The sequence below is a fragment of the Streptomyces roseirectus genome (assembly GCF_014489635.1).
Classification (GTDB): Bacteria; Actinomycetota; Actinomycetes; order Streptomycetales; family Streptomycetaceae; genus Streptomyces; species Streptomyces roseirectus.
Genome location: NZ_CP060828.1, coordinates 4,639,566 through 4,657,633, shown reverse-complemented (window position 1 = coordinate 4,657,633; position 18,068 = coordinate 4,639,566). Strand labels below are relative to the sequence as shown.

16 protein-coding genes are annotated in these 18,068 nt (G+C 71.8%); 5 read left to right on the top strand and 11 right to left on the bottom strand.

Annotated features, from left to right (window positions below; genetic code table 11):
* Positions 1-98 precede the first annotated feature (98 nt).
* A complete protein-coding gene (locus IAG44_RS19335; protein WP_187752770.1) occupies positions 99-914 on the bottom strand; it encodes a DUF4142 domain-containing protein in 816 nt (271 codons plus the stop codon).
* Positions 915-1,170: 256 nt separating this feature from the next.
* Here IAG44_RS19335 and IAG44_RS19330 point away from each other — a divergent pair, with 256 nt between their 5' ends.
* Positions 1,171-1,863 carry a DUF6445 family protein gene (locus tag IAG44_RS19330; RefSeq protein WP_187748343.1) on the top strand — a complete coding sequence of 231 codons (693 nt, stop codon included), beginning with the start codon at positions 1,171-1,173 and terminating at the stop codon, positions 1,861-1,863.
* Positions 1,864-2,051: 188 nt separating this feature from the next.
* Positions 2,052-4,361, top strand: coding sequence for an ATP-binding protein (locus tag IAG44_RS19325; protein ID WP_187752769.1), 2,310 nt, complete (start codon positions 2,052-2,054; stop codon positions 4,359-4,361).
* 357 nt (positions 4,362-4,718) lie between these two features.
* Here IAG44_RS19325 and IAG44_RS19320 read toward each other — a convergent pair whose 3' ends face one another.
* Entirely contained in the window at positions 4,719-6,926 is a 2,208-nt protein-coding gene (locus IAG44_RS19320; protein WP_187748342.1) for an InlB B-repeat-containing protein, read from the bottom strand.
* Positions 6,927-7,139: 213 nt separating this feature from the next.
* On the opposite strand from IAG44_RS19320, the gene IAG44_RS19315 reads away from it, so the two are divergent.
* Positions 7,140-7,880 (top strand): G1 family glutamic endopeptidase, encoded by a 741-nt coding sequence (locus IAG44_RS19315; protein WP_187748341.1) that lies wholly within the window; start codon positions 7,140-7,142, stop codon positions 7,878-7,880.
* Positions 7,881-7,999: 119 nt separating this feature from the next.
* Here IAG44_RS19315 and IAG44_RS19310 read toward each other — a convergent pair whose 3' ends face one another.
* Positions 8,000-8,746, bottom strand: a complete 747-nt coding sequence (locus IAG44_RS19310) for a M23 family metallopeptidase (RefSeq protein ID WP_246561883.1) — start codon at positions 8,744-8,746, stop codon at positions 8,000-8,002.
* A 200-nt stretch (positions 8,747-8,946) separates the two neighbouring features.
* Here IAG44_RS19310 and IAG44_RS19305 point away from each other — a divergent pair, with 200 nt between their 5' ends.
* Positions 8,947-9,600 (top strand): hypothetical protein, encoded by a 654-nt coding sequence (locus tag IAG44_RS19305; protein WP_187748339.1) that lies wholly within the window; start codon positions 8,947-8,949, stop codon positions 9,598-9,600.
* A gap of 62 nt (positions 9,601-9,662) precedes the next feature.
* On the opposite strand, the gene IAG44_RS19300 is transcribed toward IAG44_RS19305, so the two are convergent.
* From IAG44_RS19300 to IAG44_RS19265, 8 genes are all read right to left on the bottom strand, one after another.
* Positions 9,663-10,658 (bottom strand): glycoside hydrolase family 26 protein, encoded by a 996-nt coding sequence (locus tag IAG44_RS19300; RefSeq protein ID WP_246561881.1) that lies wholly within the window; start codon positions 10,656-10,658, stop codon positions 9,663-9,665.
* A 112-nt stretch (positions 10,659-10,770) separates the two neighbouring features.
* Complete coding sequence (locus tag IAG44_RS19295) at positions 10,771-11,211, bottom strand: GNAT family N-acetyltransferase (RefSeq protein ID WP_187748338.1); 441 nt, start codon at positions 11,209-11,211, stop codon at positions 10,771-10,773.
* A 62-nt stretch (positions 11,212-11,273) separates the two neighbouring features.
* Positions 11,274-12,746, bottom strand: a complete 1,473-nt coding sequence (locus tag IAG44_RS19290) for a sensor histidine kinase (RefSeq protein WP_187748337.1) — start codon at positions 12,744-12,746, stop codon at positions 11,274-11,276.
* Positions 12,743-13,477, bottom strand: coding sequence for a response regulator transcription factor (locus tag IAG44_RS19285; RefSeq protein ID WP_187748336.1), 735 nt, complete (start codon positions 13,475-13,477; stop codon positions 12,743-12,745). Before IAG44_RS19285 ends, IAG44_RS19290 begins: the two co-directional genes overlap by 4 nt.
* Positions 13,478-13,728: 251 nt before the next feature.
* Positions 13,729-13,923, bottom strand: a complete 195-nt coding sequence (locus tag IAG44_RS19280) for a hypothetical protein (protein WP_187748335.1) — start codon at positions 13,921-13,923, stop codon at positions 13,729-13,731.
* A 27-nt stretch (positions 13,924-13,950) separates the two neighbouring features.
* On the bottom strand, positions 13,951-14,985 hold the full coding sequence (locus tag IAG44_RS19275; protein ID WP_187748334.1) for a S1C family serine protease: 1,035 nt from the start codon (positions 14,983-14,985) through the stop codon (positions 13,951-13,953).
* Between the two features lie 159 nt (positions 14,986-15,144).
* The gene (locus IAG44_RS19270) at positions 15,145-16,167 is read right to left on the bottom strand and encodes a LacI family DNA-binding transcriptional regulator (protein ID WP_187748333.1); all 1,023 of its coding nucleotides are present in this window, start codon (positions 16,165-16,167) and stop codon (positions 15,145-15,147) included.
* Between the two features lie 96 nt (positions 16,168-16,263).
* Positions 16,264-17,031, bottom strand: coding sequence for a winged helix-turn-helix transcriptional regulator (locus IAG44_RS19265; protein ID WP_187748332.1), 768 nt, complete (start codon positions 17,029-17,031; stop codon positions 16,264-16,266).
* Positions 17,032-17,186: 155 nt separating this feature from the next.
* Between IAG44_RS19265 and IAG44_RS19260 the strand changes: the two genes are divergently transcribed.
* A complete protein-coding gene (locus IAG44_RS19260; protein ID WP_187748331.1) occupies positions 17,187-18,056 on the top strand; it encodes an alpha/beta hydrolase in 870 nt (289 codons plus the stop codon).
* Positions 18,057-18,068: the final 12 nt, after the last annotated feature.

Below are 18,068 nucleotides of genomic sequence, written 5' to 3'. Positions count from 1 at the left end.
GCGCGGGGCGTGCGCGCCAGGGGTGCGGGGCCATCGTGATCTTCGCGTGGGAAGCCTGTCAACTCGCCTTGTTGTAGCGGTGGTTGAGGTTGGTCGGCTCAACCACCGTTGTTGTTGCCGCCGTTGTTCCCGTTGTTACCGCCATTGTTCCCGCCGCCGTTGTTCCCGCCCGGGTTCGGGACCGCGGTGACGCCCGCGCTGGCTCCGACGATCTTGTCGATGTCGACCGGAGTGGCGGTGGCGGTCGGGGGCGGGGTGAGGACGACCATGGGCTCGCCGGGGATCGGGGGCGGCGGGGTCAGGTCCGAGTCGGGCAGCTTCGGCGGCGTCGTCTGCTGGAAGACGGTCTGGTTGTAGTCGACCAGACCGGTCTGCTCCATCACCGTGATGTGGTCGAGAACCGTGTCGTTGGCCTGGTCGGCCAGCGCGCGGATCAGCGTGTTCTTGGTGGTGGAACGGACCTTCGCGATCGTGTTGAAGATCGATCCGTGCGTCATGCGCAGGATGTTGGCGTAGTCGGTGTCGAACTTCGAGCCGTTCTCCGCGGAGAGCTGGCTGACGAACGCCTGCTGCTGCGGGCTGGCCACATTGGGCAGGGTGATGTTCAGCATCGGGGCGATCTTGCGGCAGGTCGTGTCCAGCGCGGCGTGACCGTCGATGAGGTGCTGGCCGGCGGTGACGACGGCGGGGGACGTGCCCTTCTGCACACCGATCTGGCCGAGCGGGTACTCCCACAGACCGGCCGCACGCACCTTCACCACGAAGTCGCGTTCGCCTTCGGTCAGCGGCCCCCACTGGGTGTTCGCGATGATTCTGTCGCCCGACTTCGAGACGGTGCTGACGCCCAGCATCGACGGGTATACGAGGGCGGCGAGCGTGACGCTCAGGGCACCGCCCACGAAAAGAGTTCCCATCGCGTTGCGTGAAAAGCGCACCGTGCCTCCTGCCCGGTCGGGGAGTCCGCCGGACACAGCGGCGGGGTCGGACGTACAGGAGTACGGACGGGAGACGGCCGCGTCTCACCGGAGAGGGCAGAAAATTCTCGGCCGGGGCTTTTGGTCCGCCGTTGACCGCCTCGACCAACCGTTGACCTGGCCCTGGGGTATTACGGGTCCAACCCTTAGGAAAGCGCGGGCGAGCGATCGCTTACCCGCGTCTTACATTCGCGGCATGCCCCCACAACCACGCGTACAGCCCCGCGCGTTGCCGCAGTTGCCCGTGCTGCCGTACCGGAAACCGACCCAGGGCCGGGACTACTGGGTGCTGGACGACGTCCTGCCCGACGTCGACGCCGTACGCGAGCGGTGTCTCGCCCAGGAGGACTGGGTCAGGGGATACCCGTACACCTCCGAGACCTGGCCGGGACTACGGACCATGCCCGGCCTCGAACCGGATCGACTCGCCCGCGTGGAACGGCTGGTGAGGCAGGCGACGGGCGCCGCGAAACTGTGGGTGCAGCAGGCGCCCGGCGGGGGCACCCTCAACCACAACTGCGTCCAGGTGGTCGGCGAGGGCGAGAGCGAGCCCCGGCCGCACACCGACTCGCGGTCGCTGTGCCGGTACGCCGCCGTCCTCTACCTGAACCCCGTAGCCCCCAAGGACTGCGGGACCGCCTTCTACCGGCAGTCCCTGCCCGGCGGGCGGCTCGGCGGGAACGTGGTCCAGGCGCCGCACAACAACCTCGTCGACGCGCTCGGCACCCGGTTCGTCGCCCCCGACGCCTTCGAGGAGGACGTCCGGATCCCCCACAAGTACAACCGCCTCCTCCTCTACAACGCCAACCTCGTCCACAGCGCCACCGGTTACTGCGGCACGACCCTGGAGGACAAGCGGATGACGGCGGTCTTCTTCTGGATGGCCTGACCCGCACGTCCCGCCACCCCCTCAACACCCCACCAGCCACACCCCTTTCACCCCTCGCGCAGGTTTTCGAACCCCGTCCCCGGCCAGGGTGATACCTACGCCTTCTCGCGCCATTCACGCTCGGCACCGCGATCCTTACGCTGTGATGGGTGGAGTGTGTCGACGGCCGGCGTGAGCGCGGGGGACAGATGGGATTCGGCTTCGGACAGCGGCGGGGCGGTCAACTCCCCGTGGAACTCACGAGCTTCGTCGGCAGGACGGAGGAACTGGCCCTGCTGCGCGACGCGTTGGGCCGCGCCAGACTGGTGACCCTGGTCGGCCCCGGCGGCGTCGGCAAGAGCCGGACGGCGCTGCGCGCGGCCGGCGCCTCGGCGGCGCGGTTCGCCGACGGGGTGCGCCTCGTCGAGCTGTCGGCCCTGCGCGACCCGGAGTTGGTGCCCGCCACCCTCGCCGGCGTCCTCGAACTTCCCGAACAGCCCGGCATGAGCCCGCTCGACGCGGTCGTCGAACACCTCCGCGACCGGCGCATCCTGCTCGTGCTCGACACGTGTGAACACCTCGTCGACGCCTGCGCGATGCTCTGCGACATCCTCCTGCGCGAGGCCCCCGGCCTCAGTGTGCTGGCCACCAGCCGTCAGCCGCTCGACGTCCCCGGCGAGCACTGCGTCCCCATCGCCCCGCTGAGCAGGCGGGACGCGGTGGACCTGTTCGTGCAGCGGGCGGCGGCGGTGAACGGCGGCATGCCCCTCGACGAGAGCGACCGCGAGCGCACCCTCGCCCTCGTCGACCGCCTCGACGGCATGCCGCTCGCCCTCGAACTCGCCGCCGTACGCCTACGGGCCGTCCCGCTCGCCGAGTTGGTCGCGCGCCTCGACCAGCGCTTCGAGGTGCTGACCGGCGGCCGTCGCACCTCCCTCACCCGGCACCAGACGCTGCGGACGGCCATCGACTGGTCCTACGACCTGTGCACCCCGCACGAACGCCTCTTGTGGGCCCGACTCTCCGTGTTCGCGGGGTCGTTCGAGCTGATGTCGGCCGAACATGTGTGCGGCGACGCGGAGTTGCCGCCCTGCGAGGTCGTGGAGGCGCTGATCGGCCTCGTGGACAAGTCGGTCGTCCAGCGCATCGGCGAGGACGGCGGCCGCTACCGGCTCCTCGACACGATCCGCGAGTACGGCGCCGGACGCCTCACCGGACCCGACCAAGAGGCAGTGAGGCAACGGCACTTCGCGCACTACGAACGTCTGGTGGGCCGGTTCTGGGACGAGTTCCTGAGCCCCGCCCAGGTCGCCCTGCACCGCGCCGTCCGCGACAACGTCGCCGACGTCCGGGCCGCCCTGGAGTACGGCTGCGCGGCGGAGGGGCGGGGCGTGGAGGCGCTGTGGCTGGCGGCCCGGCTCGGCCCGTACTGGCGGGCCGCCGGCACCCTCTCCGAGGGCCACCACTGGATCGACAAGGGCCTCGGACTCACCCCGCAGGACTGCCCCGAACGGGCCTGGGGGCTGCTGATGACCGGCATCTTCGGCGTGTGGACCGGCGACCTGGAAACCGCCCTCGACCGCTTCCCCCAGGCGTACGACGTGGCACGCCGGTGCGGGGAGGAACGCGTGGTCCTTTCGGCCGAGGGATACCTCGGAGCCATGACCGCGTTCGGGGGCGCCGTCGAGCAGGGGCTCGCCGAGGTCGAGGCGGCCCGGCGGCGCATCCTCGACTTCGGGGACGGGCTCGCGATCGGCGTCATCCACTACGAGGCCGCCCTGCTGCGGGCCGTGTTCGGGGACACCGACGGGGCGCTCGCCCTGTGTGCGACGGGTATGTCATACCTGGAGGGGCGCGGGGAGCGGCAGCTGTACGCCTCGACGGTCGCCACGAAGGGGCTCATCCTCCACCTCACCGGCGCGCACGCCGAGGCCGCCGAGTGCTTCCGGCTCGGCCTTGAGGCCGCCGCCGAGATAGGGGAGATCCTGGTTGCCGCGCTCGCCTGCCTCGGCCTCGCCTGGAACGCCGCGCAGCATCAACGCACCGTGCGCGCCTGCTGGTTGATGGGGTACGCGGAACACGCGCGGCGGCTCGGCGGCGACCCCGTCACCCTGCTGCCCCGGCTGCTGGAGGAGCAGGAGGCCGTGCAGAAGTCGGTGCGGGCGACGCTCGGCGCCGAACTGTTCGAGCACTGGCGGGAGACCGGGGCGCGGATGTCCGGCCGTGAGGTCCTGGAGGCGGTCCGCGCCGACGCCGACGTCCCCCTGCCCGCCGACCCGCCCGCCGACCGGCGTCCCCCGAGCCCCCGGCACACCCTCGACGGCCACCCCCGCTCGACGGACTCCCTCACCCGGCGCGAGCGCGAGGTCGCCGTCCTCGTCGCCCAGGGCCTGTCCAACCGGGAGATCGCCGAACGCCTCGTCATCTCCAAGCGGACCGTGGACGCGCACGTCGAGCACATCCTGGCGAAGCTCGGCATCGCGTCGAGGACGGAGATCCCCGCGACGGTGGGACCCTAGGAAGAGCCCCTGAAAGCTCCCCTAGGGGCCCACCGCGGAGCTACCTCGGAGGTATTAGGGGTACCTACGCATACGGCAACCCGCTCCAGGCGGCGGCTAGGTGTACGGATCTTCCCGTGCGGGACTGCGCCCCCGCCCTTCGGTGAGGCAGCCTGATGGTGTCGCCCGGGGGACGGGCAGCGGGGCGGGGCCGACAGGCTGGACCCCCACGGCCACTGTCATGGCATGGCACCTGGCACCGCGTCTCCCCCGGCGGCGACACAGCGGGGCTGCCCCTGGTCGGCGGGGCAGCCCCCACCGGGCGCCGCCCGGCGGGAGCACACCGGCATCCCGCCCGGCGGCGCCCCGCCAACTCCGTCACTTCTTGCGGAACTTGGCCTTCAGGGTGTGGCTGCGGCCGTCCGCGAAGCTGACGATCGCCTCGCCGCGCGCGCTTCCCGCGTACGGGCGGCCGTCGAGCAACCACCCCGCCAGGACATGCCCCTTGGCCGGTGTCGCCGTCACGATCGCGGTGTCGCCGGTCGCGTAGCCGCCGGTGCGGGACGCCGTCAGGGTGCCGTGGCCGTGCGGGCACAGCTCCAGCGTGTGGGTGCGCGGCGCGAACACCGCCTCAAGGCCCTGGTCGGCGGCGCCGACCTGGACGCCGACGAGGGAGAGGTCGCCCGCGTAGGAGCCGGCGGCCGTCTTCCAGCCGGCGAAGCTCCAGCCGGGCGCCGGGACCGCCTCGTACAGCAGCTCGGTGCCGATCGTGAACTCCCCTGCGGCGAGCGCCTTCTTGGTCGTCTTCGCCTTCACCGTGCCGCTGCCGGACGACTTCGTCGCGACCTTCGCGGTCGGCGTCGTGCCCTTCTTGAACACCGCTTGCAGCGTACGGTCGTTGGCCGTCGTGACCGCGAACCGCGTTGCCTTGGACGTCTGTTGCCTGCCGTCCAGGACCCAGCGGTCGAAGACGTACCCCTTGGCGGGCGTCGCCGTGAAGTAGACCGTGGCGTTGCGCGCGTACGGGCCCGGGGTCTCGGCGGTGACCGTGCCCGAGGCGGCCGGGGACACGGACGTCGTCACCCCGCACAGCGAGTCGTCCGTGACGGCCGCGCGGTACGCCGCGACCGCCTTGCCGCTGGCGCCGAGCACCGCCGCCGAGTCCGCCGAGTCGGTCTGCGTCATCGGCTTGCCGAGCGTCAACCCCCGGTACTTCTGGTGGGAGTTGGAGAACCGGTTGACCCGGCCGCAGGTGCCCTTCGTCGCCGTCCGGCAGCTCGATTCGTACGCCATCAGCGTCGAGAACTCGCCCTTCGCCGGGAAGTACCCGCTCGCCCCGTTGTCCGGCTGCGCCGGGTCGGTCGTCCAGTCGTGGTTGGAGCCGAGGTTGTGGCCGATCTCGTGGCCGAACGAGTAGCTCGCGATCGCGGACTGCGCGACGACCGTGTACGTCCACTCCGACCACGACGGGCCGGCCGGCGCCGGGATGTAGCCGATCCCGCCGGCCGCCTTGCCGCCCGCGATCACGCTGACCTGGTCCGCGCCGTACTTGTCGCGCAGCGCGGGCAGGGTGTCGGCGATCCCGTCGTTCTTCTTCGCGAACGCGGCGAGCGAGGCGCCGGACACCGTGTCGTACGCCGGCGGCACGTCGACGGGCGTCGTGAACACCAGCCGTAGCCGGACCTTGATGCCGCTCGACGCGAACGCCTCGTTGGCCAGCGTGACGCCCTTCACCGCCTGCGCGCGGATCTGCGCGTCGCCGCCCGCCTCCGCCTTGGCCTTCGGGGTGTACGCGACGAGGGTGTCGACGACGGAAATCCCCGCGCCGCCCTTGCAGTTGGCCTTGCGCGTCCGGGGCGCGCTGCGCGGCTTCGGCGCCGGGTTCGCGACGCGCGGCGGGGTCGCCCGCGGCTCGTGCTCGTCGACCAGCGGCGTCGACTCCGCGATGACGACCTTGCCCGGACCGGTCGCCGTGATGTCGAACAGGGCGCCGCCCAGGGCGAATTGGGCGCCCATGATCTCGTTGCCCCGCTTGCCGTCGCAGCCGCCGGTCAGGGTCACCAGGACCGTCTGGTCGGTGGTGCCGGGGACCTCGCCGCGCCAGATCAGGTGCCCGCCGACCGTCTCCCGCCCGGTCTCCACCGCCTTGACCACGACGTCGTCGAAGAGCGGGAAGCGGACCTCCTGACCGGCCTTCGCCGTCCCGCAGAGCGGGGCCAGCGCCTCCTCGCGGACGGTTCCGGCGCGCCGGCGGACGGCCGTGCCGGAGTCGGCGAGGGCGGCCCGGGAGTCAGGGGTACTACGGGGACGACGGGAGCCGTCCGCGTCCGAGGCGTCGTGGGCCCCGGCTCCCTCGGAGGTACTACGGGTACGACGCCCCTCCGGCGTCAGCACATCGCCCGGCTCCGGCGCCACGGAGGACGTGGCTCCGAAGGGCGACGAGACCTCGGGGGTACGCCCGAGCGCGGTGGCCGGGGTGAGGCCGGCCGCGCCGAGGACGACGGCGCCCAGCGCGGCGCAGGCGGCCCAGCGGCGGGTCCGCGCTCCCGGTTCGCCCGGACCCGGCCGGGTCTGACGGATGGTCATGTGCTGCCTTCCTGATCGCCCCCGGACTCGGCCCCGCTCCCTCCCCCGGAGGTGTGACCGGTACTACGGGTCCCCCGTTCACGGGTCCCGCCGGAATCACCCGTGAGTGACCGCCGCGTTCACCCGTCAGGCCGGGGGTAATCGCGCACCCGTGCGGCTCAGCCTCCGGAGTGGCGAGGGCGGGGCGGCCGGAGCGGACTTGAACATCACCGTATGCGTACAAAACGACGGCTCGCCGTCCTCGGCTCGCTCTCCTGTTCGGCCCTGATGATGACGGGCCCGGCCTTCGCCGAGGCCGCCGCCTGCACCGCGCCCCAGGGCAACTGGACCGGCTTCCAGCTGGACGGCGCCCACACCAGCGTCAGCGCCCAGTGGAAGGTCCCGACCGCCGACTGCACCTCGGCGACCGGCAACCCCAACGGCCTCACCGACCAGTGGGTGGGCTTCGGCAGCGGCGACAGCTGGAAGGACCCGCTCAACCAGCTCGGCACCAGCGTGCAGTGCGTGAACGGCAAGGCGTCGTACTACGCCTGGTGGGAGCAGTTCCCGGCGAACTACGTCGCGGCCAAGCGCGGGGTCGGCCCCGGCGACGTCATCCAGGCGAGCATCCGGACGGAGAAGAACTCGCAGGACTACGAGATGTTCATCAAGGACGTCACGCGCAACTGGTGGCAGACGGTCCACGTCACCGGCCCGGCCACCGGCACCCAGGTCGAGGTCATCACCGAGATCCACGACTGGGGCGCGGCCGTCACCAACGGCGTCCGCTACGACAACGTCCTCGTCGACGGCAAGCCGTTCACGAACTTCTCCCGGTCGTACTACCTGTACTCCGCCCAGTTCGGCGGGGTCTGCGTGAACACGAGCACGAGCGGGACGAGCACGCTGCTGACGCCGACGAAGAAGACCCAGATGCGGGCCGTCGCCCGCGACGCGGTGATCCACCCGGGCTGACCCCGCACGTCCCGCTCAGGTACTACGGGACCTACAGGTACGGGACCACCGGGTACGGGACCACGAGCACGGGGCCGAGGCGCGTGTCGCCTCGGCCCCGTACCCGTAGTACTCGGGAGCTACCCCACCACCCGTACCGACTTCCGCTTCAGCCACGGCAGCGGCGGCACCGCCGACCCCAGATACGGCGTGATCCGCACCTCGAAGTGCAGATGCGGCCCGGTCACGTTGCCCGACGCCCCCGAGAGCCCGATCCGCTGCCCCGCCGCGACGCGCTGCCCCTTGCGGACGTCGATGCGCGAGAGGTGGGCGTACTGGGTGAAGTAACCGTCGCGATGACGGATCAGGACCTGGTTGCCGAACCCGTCGCCGCAGGTCGTGACGCGGACCTCGCCGGGACCGACGGCGCGGACGGGCGTGCCGGTGCCGACCGCGAAGTCCTGCCCGGTGTGCCGGCTCTTCCAGCGGCTGCCCTGCGCGGCGTACCCGGCGGACAGCCAGTACCCGCGGGTCGGGGCGGTCCAGCGGGCGACGGACCGGGGAGCCGAGGTGGGCCGCCCCTTCGGACAACCGGCGCCCTTGCCCGAGGGGTTGACGGCGACGGGGTCGCCGAGAGCGCGTTCGTGGGCCCGCAGCATGTTCCACAGCCGGTCGCGGACCGCCTTGCGGCGGCGCTCGGCGGTACGGATCCGGCGCGGGGCCGCGTCCGCCCGCCGGAGCGCGTCCAGTTGGGCACGCGCCTGCTCGTGCTCCTGGACGAGGCGCGCGGCCCGCTCGCGGAACGGTTCGCGGGCGTCGGCGGGGGCGGCGGTGAGGGCGACCAGGACGACCGCTCCGATCGCGGCGCCGAGGCGGTGGGGACGCATGCGCTGTTTTCGTAGCATTGTCGGATCATCTAGGCCGGATGGAGTCCCTGAGAGGTACGACAGACGGGTTGCGGGAGCGTTCCCCCGGATGGCGTCATACCCGTGACCCAAGCGGGCGTGATGATCGGAATGTCGGGACCGGGCGGGAGACGGGGCGTGCTGGCATGACCCCGTCGCCTGTACGGAAAGGACCCCTCACCGTGACCTCTGGTCTGCGCCTGTCCCGGATCGCCCTCGTCCCGGCCGCCGTCTGCCTCGCCCTGCTCCAGCCGGTCACCTCGGCCGTCGCCGACGGCCCGGAGAAGGAGGCCGGCAAGGAGGCCGACAAGAAGGCCGCCCCCGCCGCGCCCCCGATGTCGATCGAGATCTCCGACGGCGTCGACAAGGCCGCCGACGGCGACAAGTTGGCCTACCGGATCATCGTCCACAACCAGGGCGGGGAACCCCTGACGAACCTCAGGGTCGAGCAGCGCGTCCCGGAGACCGCGGGCCGCCCCGAGGCGTCCGAGGGCGGGCAGGTCGGCAAGGGCGGGATCATCACCTGGACCGCCGACGTCAAGGCCCGCACCAAGGCCGAGTTCACGTCCCGGATCGAACTCGGCAAGACCGACAAGAAGGCCCTGCGCGCCGCCAGCACCGCCTGCGCCTTCCTCGACGACGCCAAGGCCCCCACCGTCTGCGCGAGCGACCTCGACACCCTCCCCGGCGGCGCGGCGGGCCCCGAGGGCGCGGCCGCCGAGAAGAAGGCGGACGGCGTCGGCACGACGGGTCTCGCGATCGGCGGCGCCGCTGCCGCCGGGGTCGCGGCGGTGGCGTTCGTCGCCGTCCGCCGCCGACGCGCCACCACGAACTGACGCACACTCAACTCACCGGATCCTCGCCGGAGTTGCCCAACCAGGCGCTCTCCGGCGGGGGTTCAGCGTTTCCGGCCCATCAGCGACTTGTAGACGGCGGACGCCCTCGGGTTCTTGCGGCACCGCCACACGCCGTGCGGACAGTAGTCGCTGATCGTCTGGTACAGCGGCTTCTGCCGGGCCATCCAGCTCAACATCCCCCGCATGTAGGCGGGGTTGTCGCCGTTCTCGTACAGCCCCCACTCCGGGAACGCGATCGGCTTGCGGTGGGCGCGGGCGAACCGGACGTGCGCCCTGAGCCCGTACGGCTCGTTCAGCTGGGCCGTGAAGGACATACCGCGCGGGGAGTCGTAGGCGTCCATGCCGATGACGTCGACGTGCCGGTCACCGGGGTAGCAGCGGGGCCAAGGAATCGCGTCCCGGCCCCTGTTGGGGGTGAACTCGAAGCGGAAGCGCTGCCCGGGGACCTTGCGCATCGCGGTCACGATCCGCACCCAGTACCGCTTCCACGCCGCCGGGTCCGGACCGCAACGGTGCGTGTAGGTGATGCCGTTCATCTCCCAGCCGAGGACGAGGACGGTGTCGCGCAGGCCGAGCCGGACGAGGCGCTGCGCGAGGGCGCGGAAGTGGCGGTCGTACGTTCCCCTCGCGGCCTTGCGCAGCTCGGCGCGGACCGTCGCGTCGGGGAGGTGGGCCTCATTGCGTTCCAGGAGAGGGACGTTGAGGACGAACAGGCGGTCCTTGCGGGCCTTGCGCCAGGCCGCCCAGTGCGCCAAGTACCCGGGCGCGCCCTCGATGTTGCTCCATCGGTCGCCGGGGAGGTACGCGTGGCCGACGGTCGGCGTCGAACGGCCGAGCCACGCGTCGAGGCCGGAGATGCGGGCGATGCCGTCGGTGCCGTAGCCGACGTACGCGCCGAACTTCACCGAGCGGGGGGACGGCGGGCCGGCCTGCGCCGGGCGGGCGTCCGTGCCGTGCGGCGACGGCACGCAGGACTGGGCCGCCAGGAGCAGCAGGGTGAGCAGCGGCAGGAACAGGGCACGCACACGGGACGACACAGCGGGCCATCATCGCCGGGTACGCTCCCGCGCGCCCCCTGACTCGCCCTCGAACCACTCGTACCGGGGAATTTCCGTCGTCCCGTACGACCCCTGCGCCGTCCCGTACGACCTACGAGGCAGGCACGCGGCGCGTCAGGTACACGTCCACGGCGTCCTCGTGGTCCAGGACGAAGCCGTGCCGTTCGTACAGGCGGCGGGCCGGGCTGCCCTGGAGGACGTTCAGGTGGACCGTGCGGTCCGTGCGGGCCAGGGTCTCCGTGAGGACGCCGCCGCCTATGCCCCGACCGTGCAGGCCGGGGACGAGGTAGAAGTGCTCCAGCCAGTCGCCGTCCGACGCCGGGCGCAGGGCCACGCAGCCCGCGATCTCGCCGTCCACCTCGATGACCCTGGTGTGCGCGGGGTCGTACGCGTCGCGCAGTCGCTGACGCACCCGGTGCTCGTCGTAGCGGCCGAGGCGTTCCAGGTCGGGGCGCATCACGATCGCGCGGATGTCGACCAGGGGTTCGAGGTCGGCTGGGGTGGCCGGGCGGGTGGTCCACTTTTCGGTCATGGCGGAAAGCGTACGAGGTGGCTCTGAAGGGGTACGGGTGCTGCTCCGGAGGGGTACGGGTACTACTCCGGTGCCGGGGGCTCGGACGGGTTCGGCGTCTCCGGCGGTGGGACCGGGGCGCCCGGCAGGGTCACCCGTGCGATCGTGCCGCCGCCGTCCGCGCGGGCCAGAGTGACCTGGCCGCCCGCCTGCTGGACCGTGCGGGCCACGATGGACAGGCCCAGGCCGGAGCCGGGGAGGGCGCGGGCGGAGGGGGAGCGCCAGAAGCGGTCGAAGACGTGCGGGAGTTCGTCCTCGGGGATGCCGGGGCCGTGGTCGCGGACGGTCAACGTGCCGTGGGCCAGGGTGACTTCGATCGTGCCGGACTCGGGGCTGAACTTCACCGCGTTGTCGAGGATGTTCACCACCGCGCGCTCCAGGGCCGCCGGTTCCGCCCGCGTGTACCAGGGGTCCAGGCTCGCGGTGATCGTCAACTCCGGGCCGCGCAGGCGGGCGCGGCGCAGGGCGTGTTCCACGGTGTCCCGCAGCGACACCACCTGGACGCGCTCACCCCGCTGCCCCTCCGACCTCGCCAGCTCCTGCAAGTCCCCGATCAGCGCCGCCAGTTCGGTCATCTGCGCCTTCACCGACGCGAGCAGCGCCTTGCGGTCCGCCTCCGGGATGGGGCGGCCCGTCTCCTCACTGCGCGTGAGGAGTTCGATGTTCGTGCGGAGGGAGGTGAGCGGGGTGCGCAGTTCGTGCCCGGCGTCCGCGATCAACTGCTGTTGCAGCTCACGGGAGTTGGCGAGGGAGGCGGTCATCGAGTTGAACGAGCGGGAGAGGCGGGCCACTTCGTCCTCCGCGTCCTCGTCGACGGGGATGCGGATGTTCAAGTCCTCGGTGCGGGCCACGTGTTCGACGGCTTCGGTGAGTTCGTCGACGGGGCGCAGGCCGGCACGGGCGACGAAGAGGCCGGCGGCTCCGGCGCCGAGGACTCCGATGCCGGACACGAGGAGGAGGATGAGCATCAGCTCGTTGAGGGTCTTCTGGGTGTTCTTCAGCGGGAGGGCCACGATGAGCGCGGCGCCGGCGGCCGTGTCGGTCACGGGGTCGGTGACCGTGAACCCGGGGAGCGCGAGGACCCGAACATCGTTGCCCTCGCTGTCGGTGCTGTTGTGGAAGACGCCGTCGCGGCCCTTCTCGATCAGGTCCCTGTCGGTCTGGGTGACCTTGACCGCGCCGAGGGAGTAGGGCAGGACGCAGGTCTTGCCGTTCGCCACGACCACCTGGAAGTAGGTGGTGGGAAGCCCCAGCCGGGGGTCCTGGGAGACCTTGGTCGTGCAGTTGTTGACCGCGCTCATGGCCTGGTCCTGGAGCCGCGGGCTCGACAGCGCCTTGCGCAGGTCGCTGTCCACCTGCTCGTACAGTTTCCCCTGCACGATGAACCAGCACGTCACCGACACCGCCGCCACCGCGAACGCCACCGCCGCCGCGACCAGCATCGACAGGCGGGCCCGGATGGGGAGCGTCCGGAACCAGTGGGCGACCTTGCTCATTCCGCCCCGCCCTGGCGCAGGACGTAACCGACGCCCCGGACCGTGTGGACGAGGCGCGGCTCGCCGCCCGCCTCGGTCTTGCGGCGGAGGTACATGACGTACACGTCAAGGGAGTTGGAGGAGGGCTCGAAGTCGAAGCCCCAGACGGCCTTGAGGATCTGCTCGCGGGTGAGCACCTGGCGCGGGTGCGCCATGAACATCTCCAGGAGCGTGAACTCCGTGCGGGTCAGCTCAACTTGGCGCCCGGCGCGGGTGACCTCACGCGTCGCGAGGTCCATGCGGAGGTCGGCGAAGGTCAGCGCCTCGTCGTCCTCGACGGGCCCGGACGTGGGCGCGGCGTAGGAGCTGCGGCGCAGCAACGCCCGTACGCGGGCGAAGAGTTCGTCGAGTTCGAAGGGCTTGACGAGGTAGTCGTCGGCGCCCGCGTCGAGCCCGGTGACGCGGTCTCCGACGGTGTCGCGCGCGGTGAGCATGAGGATCGGCGTCGTGTCGCCGGCCCCGCGGATGCGGCGCGCGGCGGTGAGGCCGTCCATGCGGGGCATCTGGATGTCGAGGACGACGAGGTCGGGGCGGTAGGCGGCCGCCTTCTCCAGCGCGTCGGCGCCGTCGACGGCGACCTCGGTCCCGTACCCCTCGAAGGCCAGGCTGCGCTGGAGCGCTTCGCGCACGGCCGGCTCGTCGTCGACGATCAGGATGCGCTGGGGTTCACGGTCGCCTTCGGCGGGGCTCATGGGCTCGGCTTCCTCGGGTGCGGGGGTCTCGGCGGGGCGGGCGCCCTCGCCGACGGCAAGGGCTATCAGCCTCGCATGTTTCCCTGGGGGCGCGTATGGGCGTCTTCGTGCGGCACGGGCGTTTCGTGCGGCGGCCCGGACGCGGCTGCTGTGACGGCTCGGGCGCGGCTGCTGTGACGGCCCGTCGCGGCTTCCCGCGACGGTTCGGCGGCCCGTCGCCGGTTCCGTACGGCGGTCCCTCGCCGCGCCGCTCAGGCCGCCGCGCGGCGCCGGGCGCGCAGGGCTCGGCGGGCGGCCGTCGTGCTGAGCAGCGCGACCTCGGGGGCGCGGCCGGGGCGGGCCGGCTCGTGGCGGGCGGGCTCGTGGAGGGCGGCGACGACCGTGAGGGCGAGGGCCGTGTCGGCGGCGCCGGTGCGGGTCGTGGTGTGGGTGATCTGCCGGATCATGTCGTACCCCTTACTGGTTGCGCCGGGTCAGTTGTCCGAGCCGCCGGCCCGCAGGGTCGCCAGGTCGGACTTGACGGTGTTGATCGGGATCGCGAAGCCCAGGCCGACGCTGCCGGCGTCCGAGGAGCTGGCCGAACTGGCCGAGTACATCGCGGAGTTGATGCCGATGATGTTGCCGTTCATGTCGATGAGGGCGCCGCCGGAGTTGCCGGGGTTGAGGGAGGCGTCCGTCTGGAGGGCCTTGTACGTCGTCGTCGACGAGCCCGTGTCGCCGTTGAATTGCTGCCCGCCGAACTCGAACGGCCAGCCCCCGCCCTGCTGTTGCTGCTGACGGCCCTGGCTCTCGTCGGTCGAGACGGTGACGTCGCGGTTCAGGGCGGAGACGATGCCGCTGGTCACGGTGCCGGTCAGGCCCTCGGGGGAGCCGATCGCGATGACCGAGTCGCCGACGTCGACGGTGGCGGAGTCGCCGAGGGAGGCGGGCTTGAGGCCGGAGGCGTTCTCCAGCTTGATCAGCGCGAGGTCCTTCTTGCTGTCGGTGCCGACGACCTTCGCGGTGTACGTCTTGCCGTCGCTCGTCTGGACCTGGATGCTGCTCGCGCCGGCGATGACATGGTTGTTGGTGATGATCTCGCCGCCGCTCGTGATGATGACGCCGGAACCGGTCGAACTCCCGCTGTCCAGCGCCGCCTTGACCTCGACGATGCTCGGGCTGACCGCCGCCGCGACGGCCGCGATGTCGCCCTTCTTGCTGGACGGCACGACGCTGGTCGTGGTGGCGGCGACGGTCTCGTCCTTGTGGGTCAGCTCCTGGATGCCGTACGCGGTGCCGCCGCCGATCGCCGCCGCGACGATCGCGACCGCGGCGAGGAGGGCGAGAGGGCCGCGGGTGCGCTTCTTCTTGTCGGCGGGGGCTTCCGGCTGCGCGGCGTACGCCGGCTGATGGGCCGGCGGGGGCGGCCACTCCGGGTTGACGGGCGTGGCGGAGTACTGCTGCTGGGCGCCCTGGTACGGGTTCTGCTCGTTCTCGTACTCGCCGTCGCGGCGGAAGCTCTCGGTCATGGAAAAAAGCTTCGTCCGCGACCATGAGAGCTTCCTGAGTGCTCCCTGAGAACGCCCCGAGAACGTCGTCGGGCCTGCGTAAAGGCCGTCGAGGGCGAATTGCCCCGCCTCTCAGGAACCTCTCAGAAACGGGGGTACTACGGGGAAACCCGTACGACCCTAGGGGCACCCGCAGGAGCGCCGCGTCACCAACCGCGACGGGAACACCTTCACGCGCTCGCGCCGCGACCCCGCCACCCGCAGCCCGTCGTCCAGCACGAGGTCGACCGCCGCGCGGGCCATCGCCGAGCGGTCGGACGCGACCGTCGTCAGCGGCGGGTCCGCCAGCGCGGCCTCCTTGATGTCGTCGAAGCCGACGACCGCGAGCTCACCCGGCACGTCGATGCGCAGTTCGCGCGCGGCCCGCAGGACGCCGATGGCCTGGTCGTCGGTGGAGCAGAAGACGGCCGGGGGGCGCGCGGGCGCGGAGAGGATGCCGAGGGCGACGCGATAGGCGTCGTACCGGTTGTAGGGGGCCTCGAAGAGGCGGCCGTCCGTGGCGACGCCGGCCTCGGCCATGGCCTGGCGCCAGCCCTCGACGTGGTCGGAGACCGGGTCCCCTACCGCCGGGGTATCAGCCGTGCCACCCATACACGCGACGTACGGGTACCCGTGGTCGAGGAGGTGGCGGACGGCGGTGCGCGCGCCGTTGAGGTCGTCCAGGACGACCGCGACGTCGTCGATGGCCTCGGGGCGTTCGTGCAGCAGCACGACCCGGGCGTCCCACGCCTCGATCTCGGCGGCGGCCAGGTCGTTGAGGGCGTGGGAGACGAGGATGAGGCCGGAGACCCGCATCCCGAGGAAGGCCCGCAGATAGTGGACCTCGCGCTCGGCGACGTAGTCCGAATTGCCTACGAGGACCATCTTCCCGCGGTCGGACGCGGCCTGCTCCACCGCGTGCGCCATCTCCGCGAAGTACGGCTGGCGGGCGTCGGGGACGATGAGACCTATGAGGTCGGTGCGGCGGGACGCCATCGCCTGGGCGACGCGGTCGGGCCGGTACCCCAGTTCCTTGATCGCGGCGAGGACACGCTCGCGCGTGGCCGGGGCGACCGGCCGGGGTCCGTTGTTGATGACGTAGCTGACCACGGCGGTGGACGTCCCCGCCAGGCGTGCTACGTCGTCCCTCGTCACCTTGGCCACGCGCGGAGTCTACGCGGATCAACCCGGACCGGGCAGGGCGTATCGGAGGTGACCGAGCGGTAACCGCGCGCCGGTGCCGCCCGGTCCGACCAGGGCCTACACCTCGGCGGACGCCGTGACGGCCGACTCGTCCGCATCCTCCGCGTTTGCGGGGGCGGCCTTGGCCTTGGTGTCCTCGGAGACGCGCTCGGCCTTCTCGGGCGTAACGAATCGATAACCCACGTTCCGGACGGTCCCGATCAGCGACTCGTGCTCCGGGCCGAGCTTCGCGCGCAGGCGCCGGACGTGTACGTCGACGGTACGGGTACCTCCGAAGTAGTCGTACCCCCATACCTCCTGGAGCAGCTGCGCGCGCGTGAAGACGCGGCCCGGGTGCTGGGCGAGGTACTTGAGGAGTTCGAACTCCTTGAAGGTGAGGTCCAGCACGCGGCCCTTCAGCTTCGCGCTGTAGGTCGCCTCGTCGACCGACAGGTCGCCGTTGCGGATCTCCATGGGGGAGTCGTCGTTGACGATCTGCTGGCGGCCCATCGCGAGCCGCAGGCGCGCCTCGACCTCCGCCGGGCCCGCCGTGTCGAGCAGGACGTCGTCGATGCCCCAGTCGGCCGTGACGGCGGCGAGGCCGCCCTCGGTGACGACCAGGACGAGCGGACAGCCGGGGCCGGTGGAGCGCAGCAGCTGGCAGAGGCTGCGGACCTGGGGGAGGTCGCGGCGGCCGTCGACCAGGATGACGTCGGCGCCCGGGGTGTCGACGAGGGCGGGGCCCTCCGCCGGGGCCACCCGCACGTTGTGCAGGAGCAGGCCGAGGGCCGGAAGCACCTCCGTCGACGGCTGGAGGGCATTGGTCAGGAGCAGCAGAGAACTCATACGTCCGGTTCCTCCTCGGTCCCTGCGAGGACATGTGCGGCACTGTGGATCCGCCGTACACCCACGGTTTCCCGCTTCGTATACAACGCTTCCGAAAGCACAAAAGGACCCGGGGGCTTCGCTGCCCGAGTCCTCTGCCCAGGAGAATAGCCGACATGAGCGACAGTCCGGCAGGTCGTGTGGCGCGTTCCACCGTATGTCCGAATGGCGAGACGGTCAGAAGCGCCCCTATGCGGACGTTTCTGTCAACCGCCGACGGGGTCCTGATCGATTCCGTATACGATCCTCGGTCCGTTGTATACGAAACGGGCGCCCTGCGGGACGGAGAGAACGACACTTCCGGTCCACCCGGTGATCACCTCGCGTTCGTCGTCTCCCACGGGTTCACGGGGGCGGCGGACCGGCCGCACGTGCGCAGGGTGGCGGAGGCGTTGCGACGGTACGGGTCCGTCGTCACGTTCTCGTTCCGGGGGCACGGCGCCTCCGGCGGGCGGTCCACCGTCGGCGACCGGGAAGTGCTCGACCTCGCGGCGGCCGTCCGCTGGGCGCGCGAACTCGGGCACGCGCGCGTGGTGAGCGTCGGGTTCTCCATGGGCGGCTCGGTCGCCCTGCGGCACGCCGCGCTGCACCCGGGCGACGCGGACGCCGTCGTCGCCGTCAGCGCGCCCGCGCGCTGGTACTACCGGGGGACCGCGCCGATGCGGCGGCTGCACTGGCTCGTCATGCGGCCCGAGGGGCGGCTCGTGGGGCGCTACGGGTTCGGGACGCGCATCCACCACCAGGAGTGGGACCCCGTGCCGCTGTCGCCCGTAGAGGCCGCCGCCAGGATCGCGCCGACGCCGCTGCTCGTCGTCCACGGCGACCGGGACGGGTACTTCCCGCTCGACCACCCCCGCAGCCTCGCCGAGGCCGCCGCCGGGCACGCGGAACTGTGGCTGGAGTCCGGCATGGGGCACGCCGAGCACGCCGTGAGCGACGGGCTGCTGGGGCGCATCGGGGACTGGAGTGTCAGACGGGCGGGCTAGCCTTTGTGGTCC

Excerpts from the sequence above, each read along its gene's own strand:
- IAG44_RS19280 (WP_187748335.1), bottom strand. The coding sequence starts at position 13,923 with ATGATCCGGCAGATCACCCACACCACGACCCGCACCGGCGCCGCCGAC.
- IAG44_RS19335 (WP_187752770.1), bottom strand. The coding sequence starts at position 914 with ATGGGAACTCTTTTCGTGGGCGGTGCCCTGAGCGTCACGCTCGCCGCC.
- IAG44_RS19265 (WP_187748332.1), bottom strand. The coding sequence starts at position 17,031 with ATGAGTTCTCTGCTGCTCCTGACCAATGCCCTCCAGCCGTCGACGGAG.
- IAG44_RS19285 (WP_187748336.1), bottom strand. The coding sequence starts at position 13,477 with ATGAGCCCCGCCGAAGGCGACCGTGAACCCCAGCGCATCCTGATCGTC.
- IAG44_RS19325 (WP_187752769.1), top strand. The coding sequence starts at position 2,052 with ATGGGATTCGGCTTCGGACAGCGGCGGGGCGGTCAACTCCCCGTGGAA.
- IAG44_RS19320 (WP_187748342.1), bottom strand. The coding sequence starts at position 6,926 with ATGACCATCCGTCAGACCCGGCCGGGTCCGGGCGAACCGGGAGCGCGG.
- IAG44_RS19310 (WP_246561883.1), bottom strand. The coding sequence starts at position 8,746 with ATGCGTCCCCACCGCCTCGGCGCCGCGATCGGAGCGGTCGTCCTGGTC.
- IAG44_RS19290 (WP_187748337.1), bottom strand. The coding sequence starts at position 12,746 with ATGAGCAAGGTCGCCCACTGGTTCCGGACGCTCCCCATCCGGGCCCGC.
- IAG44_RS19330 (WP_187748343.1), top strand. The coding sequence starts at position 1,171 with ATGCCCCCACAACCACGCGTACAGCCCCGCGCGTTGCCGCAGTTGCCC.
- IAG44_RS19315 (WP_187748341.1), top strand. The coding sequence starts at position 7,140 with ATGCGTACAAAACGACGGCTCGCCGTCCTCGGCTCGCTCTCCTGTTCG.
- IAG44_RS19260 (WP_187748331.1), top strand. The coding sequence starts at position 17,187 with ATGAGCGACAGTCCGGCAGGTCGTGTGGCGCGTTCCACCGTATGTCCG.
- IAG44_RS19275 (WP_187748334.1), bottom strand. The coding sequence starts at position 14,985 with ATGACCGAGAGCTTCCGCCGCGACGGCGAGTACGAGAACGAGCAGAAC.
- IAG44_RS19295 (WP_187748338.1), bottom strand. The coding sequence starts at position 11,211 with ATGACCGAAAAGTGGACCACCCGCCCGGCCACCCCAGCCGACCTCGAA.